Below are 6,848 nucleotides of genomic sequence, written 5' to 3' on the forward strand. Positions count from 1 at the left end.
CGCCTCGAACACGAGCTAGCCTGCGCATTTACATCTAGAACAGCACAAGTGAAGCGCTGATACGACGGAAAAGACGTAAAGCTGACATTTTCCCAGCTAACGCCGTGACTTTCCCAGGCGAATATAGAGTTGCCAGGCTGATCCACTGCCCCCAACCCCTGGCATATAGCTGAAGAACTAGGTGAATTTATCAACCTAATTCAGGTGTGGACAACGCAAAAAGGAACACCTAATCATGCACAAACAACGTCAAGGCATCGCCCTCGCCTTGCTACTCACAGCGCTATCGCTTTCGGCTTGTACCGACAACGGCGGAAACGGCACAAGAGCATCATCCGTAACGACAGCGGCATTAACCAGCACGGCATCTTCGTCGGCCAGCAGCGCACCATCCCAACCAACGCAAACCGAAACTACTGCCGCTAATCCGTCGGCTGAACCAGCAGAGCAACCCGCTGTCACACAAACTCAGACTCAGTCTGAAGGCGTCATTGGCTACACCGGGGCACCAGGGGTAGATCACCCGCACCTACTCAACAAGACAATTAGCAGCTGCGGTAATCCCCAACTACACGAAACCGGAACCACATTTTTCACCGACGGGACCTCAGGGTGGACGCAGTACTGTGCCACCCAAATGGCAAACCAGCGGCCCGTAACCACCCAACCACCGCAGGTTGGGCCAAGCTCTGGAGAGATCCAAAGCTGGTGGATGGACTGTATCTCATCCCACGATGAACAGTACTGCCGAGACACCGACCCCTACCAGTAATCCATTACGAAAGAGAGAGCATCTCATGAAGATCGTCCCCACAAACACAAAGACCAGTAAAGACAAAGCTATCGTTGTTGCCTGGTGGTTAATGGCATTATTCGCGATTATCAGCTTGTTTACTGGTGGCAACGCATCCAGCAGGATCGGCGGATTTTTATTCTTCGCTATCATCGCTGCACTTCTCTCCTACGTCGCCGCTCGCCGTATTCAGGATCAACAGACTGGGGAGCACACACCAAGAAACTGGAAGGTCGTTGCACCTTTGGCTGCCATCGCGCTAATCGCCGCTATGGCAATTGGTGGATCCGGCAGTGACACAAATGCGAAAGATAGCAATACAGCTGCCGCAGGGAAAAGCGCTTCCACGGAGCCTCCAACCCAGGAGGTTGCAAATGATACTGCCGACGCAGTTGCTCCAAATCCTGCCCCACAAGAAACTTCCACAAAGGTCTCGGCTCCGACGACAGACAGTGATAAATCATCCTCCTCTGCTGAACAGAAGAAGGCGCTAGCTAAAGCCAAGGTCTACACCACAATGGCGGGTTTTTCTAAGGACAAACTCTACGAGCAGTTGACCAGTGATTACGGAGAAAAATTCTCGCCTGACGCTGCGCAATATGCGGTCGATCACGTAGACGTCGATTGGAATGAACAAGCGCTGAAATCCGCGAAAAACTACGAGAAAACGATGAATATGTCTCGTGACGCGATCTACGACCAACTGACCAGCGATTACGGGGAAAAGTTCACTCCTGACCAAGCACAATACGCGATCGATCACCTTCACTAGTTTGAGAGTTTTCCGACAAACATGCTGGTGAGGACCACAGTGTAAGCTACATCCGCACGCCGTGAATGGGGCACTAATAAAGCCCGGCGGAGTCTCAGTCCCGGGCAAACACAATAGAATAAGCAACAGTTCATTAAATTAAGGGGCGGGCGGAATCATGACTACGATCCGACAGATCCTGACGAGCATGTCTCAGATCAGCATGGACCAAACTCCACGGATCAAACAAGCGGAACGGGAAGCACACCAGAGAAACATGACTCGGACATTCCGGGCATACCACAAGATCGACCGAACAATTCAGAACCGAATCACTCAGGCTTACCTGGATTGCCAGATGTAAAACCTGCACACCTCGAAATGGCGCAATACAGTGGGCCTACTCCACATTCGCCGGAAATAAATCGATTTAATGGTGTTGAGCCTGAGCCTCTGTTGGGGAACCCGAAACAAATAACCGAGCTCCGATCCCAGGCCATGTGCTCTATCCGGGACAAACATAGAAGAAACGGGCGGAATATCGCTCGCAAAGAGGCACTAATTCTTCACGATCGATTCCACGTTCCGCCCCCATATGAACCACACAATCGGTCCCAGGATGGGGAAGCAGAATGTAACAACAATCCAGATTATTTTTCCGAAAACGGTATAGCGGCTCGATGACACGATTGAAACCAGGGCACCAATAAAAATCACGAGCGGGATCGCAATGAGCGCTACCACCCCGATTAACAGCACCGCTGATCCCCAGTCGTTATTAGCGGCGGCCACGGCGGCTAAATAAAATCCGAAAATAATTAAGCCCCTTTTCCTAAGACAGCCAAATCACTCGACCATAGCTAACCTAAACGGTCAAGTCCCAGACTATCCGAGGTTACGGAGCGACGAAAGTGGAACGAGGATTATACGTCTAGTTCTTGTACTTAACTAGATTGAGGCATTCTTCGGATTTAAAGGAACCCGAGACACACCTACTGACCTTCCCCCTGGTCAGAGCATAAAAAAGAGTGCCCCCAGTGGGATTCGAACCCGCTTCCGCATTTTTTCCACCCCCGCTCTAACCAGGGGAAATGCCAGCTCAAAGCGGTGTTCAGCCCCGCTAATTACCCCCGTAATCTACCAAAATCTACCAAAATTTAACAAACTCGTAGAGCCAAAATAGAGCCACAAACCCCGCCAACCAAACTCGAACAGCCCACGCCACTAGAACACCAATTCGGACATAAAAAAATAGGGGCCTGGCACACAACCAGACCCCTACACAACTAGCCTTCCGGCCGGTCTTTCCTCTTCCACTCTGTGAACGTCATGAACGGCGGCGGTGGCAACTGCAAACCATGATCGACTGCCCACACCTCCAAATTCCGGAAAATCTCCGTAATCCACACGATGTACTCGTGCTGCTCACGCTCCGACTTTGATACGCGGTCAAGCTCAGAGCGGAACTCGGTCGCGTCACTCTGCCGGGCCTTATCCACCCTCGCGATTTCCTGCCGCAGATCAGCGATCACTCGTGAGTGAATATCCTCTGCCTCTTGCTCGGCGCGTTTCTTGCGTTCGCGCCACCACCTAGCCAGCACACCGAATGCCCCGAACTTCTCCGCCGCTTTCTCCGACAAAATCGCCGGGGTCCCAAACACCAAGAACAGGAACCCCACAACGAACTGGCTAACTGGTTCTTTCGCCCACTCACTCAATACCTGCCACGTCACCGCTGTCGCCCCCTCTCCGCATCTGCGCCACGTGAAACCTGAGCGCGAGCGTCACACACACCACCGCCCACAAACCAGCCAGCGCCACATAATCCCCAAACCCGCGCCAATCGTCTATCGGGTGGGAGTCAAAAATCAAGGGTATCTGGTAGAGCGCAAACATTGTGTAGGTGGCCGCGGCCATCAAAGCCCCGGCGATAATAGCCTTCGTAATGTGCCACACCAGGCCCACCGCCACCACAGCAGCAGTGACTAGACACGTAGTGCCCCAAATCAACGGGGGCAACGCTGCTTCCCGCTCACCCCCAGCACTACCAGTCACATAGTCCAAGCCGCGCAAGGTCAGGGTGAACAACAGGCAGACGATCACGGCCCTTAGTGCTTTAGTCATGGTGTGTTCGCCTCACGGGTAGCGGCAGCGATCTTTTCGCGGGCCTTATCTGCCGCGTCCCTACTCAGGTTGCCGGTGTTCATGCCGAGGAACCGGCTCGCCAAGGTTCGGGGTTTAAAAATGTTCTCTGACACCAGGGAACCGCGCCAACCCTGCACACAATAGTTCAGGTGCTCCTTGCGGTCCGGGGCCAGCGGGTTCGGCATTTGCAGCCACGACGACAAATGGAAATAAGCATCCTCAAGGCCGGTGTTCCACGGGTGGACCGACGGCGCATACTGCATGGGCGACTGTGGAACAGTGACCAGGATAGTCGGGTCAGACCACACACTATCCGGACGGTCCGCCACCACGGCGACCGAGCCCATAATGCCGTCAACGTAGGTCAACACGACCTTGCCACCTATGTACTGGGCGTTAATCTCACCAATCGCACTATTCGGTGTGTGCGACTGGATGATCGGGGTCGGTGCCACGTCACGGCCCCACTGCCACCGGCCGTTCACAAAGCCCCAGAACTCCCACGCACTATCGTCCGTGAGGCGGGTCCAATGGCACCGGCGCAAGAAAATCTCACTCTTCACGTGCCTACCCTCGCGGGTGCCGAAGACATACACGTTCTCATCCCCTGGAACCATGAGGAATGTGGCGTTCTGGAACAGGGCGTCACGGCCACTATTGGCCCACTCGTAGACCCGGTTTAGGTTGTTCGCGTGGCGTGCCAGCTGCCAGTTCTCGGCGTGGGGCTCATCCGACCAGAACCAGCAGTTCGAGATCGTATGGCACATGGTCTGCTGTAAATCGTGGTCCCAGTCGCGCACCCTAAAGCCCATCGCCATGTAATAGCCGTTAGGCAGCTGGATAGCGTCATTCGGGATCACCGTGAAAGCGTCCGCATTACCAGAATTAAACCGGCCCGTATTACCCACGTGGTTATAGGGGAAAATCTGCTTAGCAACCTCACCGCCAGCAAAGTTATCCCACTGAACACCCTTGTCCAGGAAATCCGTATTCGACGTGCGACCCATCACCGGGGAGCGCCACTCCACCCCCGAGGTCGGCAACAGCGTATTAACCGTATCCCCAAACAGGCCACCCACCCACAGCGACGAGCGCCCCTCATGGTCGAACTGCTTACCGCCCTCAAACAGGAATCCTAGGTCGGTGCCGCGCACATGCCACCGGTCTGTGGGGTGGCCACCGAACAGGCCACCATTACCGGCTGAGGTGTGAATATAGCGACTCACTGTGCCGTCTCCTTCCCGCTGTAGTAGTCCGCGACCGTTGGCTCCTCACCCTCCAGGGGCAGAGCTGTGGAGGTGAACACAGGCTCATGATCGACGGGTGCCGTGACCTGCGCGGCCACATCCCCCAACCTTGGCCCCATCGACGGGGTAACAGCCCCCTTCGCTGTGGCGTGCATGAGGGCTTCGCACACACCAATAACCCCGGCCAGGGCTACCGACGCCCACTGTGGGCCACCGGCCGCATACACCGCGACAACCTGCGCGACCTGCAACACCAGGCCGGCCACCGCAATAATCGTGTTCTTACGGCGTTCCCACCACGGTTGCGTCGCGACATAATCGTTAACAACGTCCTGAACGAAACCAGCGTCACTCAATTTACTTACCCCCTAGATTCTTCAGCTGGCGTGTCAGCTCAGCGTTCGACTCGAGTAGTTGGTTCATGCTCTGACGCAACGCGGCCAGCTCCCCTGTTTGCGCTACCAGGTAGTCCACCACCGTGCGGCCACCCAACTGCGCCCACCCCGTAAACTTCGGAGTGCCATCATCATTACGTTCCGGCCCGACAAGCTGGTCGAGCGCCAATCGTGCATTATCCACAGAAACCTCACTATGAGAATCAGGCACCGACTCATTCGGCGCGTTGGTTGAAAATGTGTAGCCCTTCGGGGGAATCAGGCTGACTAGCTGGGCGTGGCTAATCCAATAGCCGTACGGTGTAAACCCACTATCCGCCACCCAATACCGGCGGTCATTACCGCTGCCGCCGAACCCCATCACCGCGATGTAGTGGTAGACGGTGCCACCCGCATACCGTGGAGACACGGAGCCGTTCACGCCGCGCGGGTAGTTATTCGGCGGGGCAACAATGTTGGCCACCACCCCGAACCCGGCGCGGATAGAACCTGTTATGTTGTTCCAGACGGCCTCTGCCTGCTCACTACTGGGTGGGTCGTTGGGCAGCCATGCGACCGCATAGTTCGCCCCCGGCAACCGTTTGTTGAGTACGTCGCGGACCAGGCCGATATGGTTGGTTCCGTTGACGGTGGTGCCCATTTCCCCGGCCAGTGTGCGCTCAGCAATAAGCTGGCCCGTGCGCGACCGGATTACTGTTTGCGTTGAGGCCGGGCCACACCAATAGTTCGTATCCTGCTTGACCTGGTCGCGCGGATAGTCCAGCACAACCTCACTGGGCACGGGCACCGAGGACGGCTCTACTTTCTTCGCGGGCTCAGTGGCCGTGCCGTTGAACACCGCCCGCAACTCATCGAGGGTGCCGCGCCACGCGTTCACATCAACACTCGTGAACCCCGCCACCTGCCCATTCGACCCAAACTGCAACAGGTCAGGCTTACGATCCCCCAGCGGATACAGCCAACGGGAACTTGTGTCGCCAGGGTAAATCTGATCCGGCGTACCCCTATTATTCGCCCCATAGTTCGATACCCACAGGTAACCAAGACCACTCATGGACGGCTCACCACCGGGCATGTTTTCCCAGAACCAAGCTCCACTATAAATGCCTGGTACGTGGTAGCCGCGCTTTTCTAGCTCACGTTTCGCTGCCCACACGTCAGCCCCAGACAGTAGCTTCTGGGAGCCGCGCACCGACTCAACGTCAATCCAGACCCCGAGGTCTTTACGCCCACCGAGTTGCTGGTCGATCACATCGACCTGCTGGGCAATCGTCGTCCCCTCAGACGGGGCCCGCAAATACCAGTACGTCGAGACCAGCAGTCCGGCTGACTCTGCGTCCTGTAGGTGTGATTTAAATACCGGGTCAGCGTAGGTTCCGTCGCATAATCGTATGATCGCGAACTGGATACCTTCAGCCTTGGCCCGTTTTAGCGACAAGCCGTCCTGCCAACTAGATACATCGATTCCGTATATAGTCACCGCTTTCTCCTTAAAAATGGCAACAAAAAAGACCCCA

Annotated in this window: 9 protein-coding genes; 3 read left to right on the top strand and 6 right to left on the bottom strand. The window is 55.7% G+C overall.

Annotation, left to right across the window (positions count from 1 at the left end):
• Nucleotides 1-235 precede the first annotated feature (235 nt).
• The 3 genes from Q3981_RS09890 (at nucleotide 236) to Q3981_RS09900 (ending at nucleotide 1,908) form a co-directional block, all read left to right on the top strand.
• The gene (locus Q3981_RS09890) at nucleotides 236-772 is read left to right on the top strand and encodes a hypothetical protein (RefSeq protein WP_303125803.1); all 537 of its coding nucleotides are present in this window, start codon (nucleotides 236-238) and stop codon (nucleotides 770-772) included.
• A gap of 25 nt (nucleotides 773-797) precedes the next feature.
• Nucleotides 798-1,565 carry an Ltp family lipoprotein gene (locus Q3981_RS09895; RefSeq protein WP_303125805.1) on the top strand — a complete coding sequence of 256 codons (768 nt, stop codon included), beginning with the start codon at nucleotides 798-800 and terminating at the stop codon, nucleotides 1,563-1,565.
• A 157-nt stretch (nucleotides 1,566-1,722) separates the two neighbouring features.
• On the top strand, nucleotides 1,723-1,908 hold the full coding sequence (locus tag Q3981_RS09900; protein ID WP_303125807.1) for a hypothetical protein: 186 nt from the start codon (nucleotides 1,723-1,725) through the stop codon (nucleotides 1,906-1,908).
• 194 nt (nucleotides 1,909-2,102) lie between these two features.
• Here the strand turns inward: Q3981_RS09900 and Q3981_RS09905 are convergent, their stop codons facing one another.
• The 6 genes from Q3981_RS09905 to Q3981_RS09930 form a co-directional block, all read right to left on the bottom strand.
• Nucleotides 2,103-2,336, bottom strand: a complete 234-nt coding sequence (locus Q3981_RS09905; RefSeq protein WP_368410109.1) for a PLDc N-terminal domain-containing protein — start codon at nucleotides 2,334-2,336, stop codon at nucleotides 2,103-2,105.
• 494 nt (nucleotides 2,337-2,830) lie between these two features.
• Nucleotides 2,831-3,277 carry a hypothetical protein gene (locus Q3981_RS09910; RefSeq protein ID WP_303125809.1) on the bottom strand — a complete coding sequence of 149 codons (447 nt, stop codon included), beginning with the start codon at nucleotides 3,275-3,277 and terminating at the stop codon, nucleotides 2,831-2,833.
• Entirely contained in the window at nucleotides 3,255-3,668 is a 414-nt protein-coding gene (locus tag Q3981_RS09915) for a hypothetical protein (protein WP_303125811.1), read from the bottom strand. The genes Q3981_RS09910 and Q3981_RS09915 overlap by 23 nt, the downstream gene beginning before the upstream one ends.
• Entirely contained in the window at nucleotides 3,665-4,915 is a 1,251-nt protein-coding gene (locus Q3981_RS09920; RefSeq protein WP_303125813.1) for a DUF4185 domain-containing protein, read from the bottom strand. The genes Q3981_RS09915 and Q3981_RS09920 overlap by 4 nt, the downstream gene beginning before the upstream one ends.
• Nucleotides 4,912-5,292, bottom strand: coding sequence for a hypothetical protein (locus tag Q3981_RS09925; RefSeq protein WP_303125816.1), 381 nt, complete (start codon nucleotides 5,290-5,292; stop codon nucleotides 4,912-4,914). The genes Q3981_RS09920 and Q3981_RS09925 overlap by 4 nt, the downstream gene beginning before the upstream one ends.
• 1 nt (nucleotide 5,293) lies before the next feature.
• Nucleotides 5,294-6,848, bottom strand: a 1,555-nt coding sequence (locus tag Q3981_RS09930) for a GH25 family lysozyme (RefSeq protein ID WP_303125819.1), incomplete at its 5' end; no start/stop codon positions are given.

It is taken from the genome of Corynebacterium sp. (assembly GCF_030530965.1).
In the GTDB taxonomy this organism is placed as follows: domain Bacteria; phylum Actinomycetota; class Actinomycetes; order Mycobacteriales; family Mycobacteriaceae; genus Corynebacterium.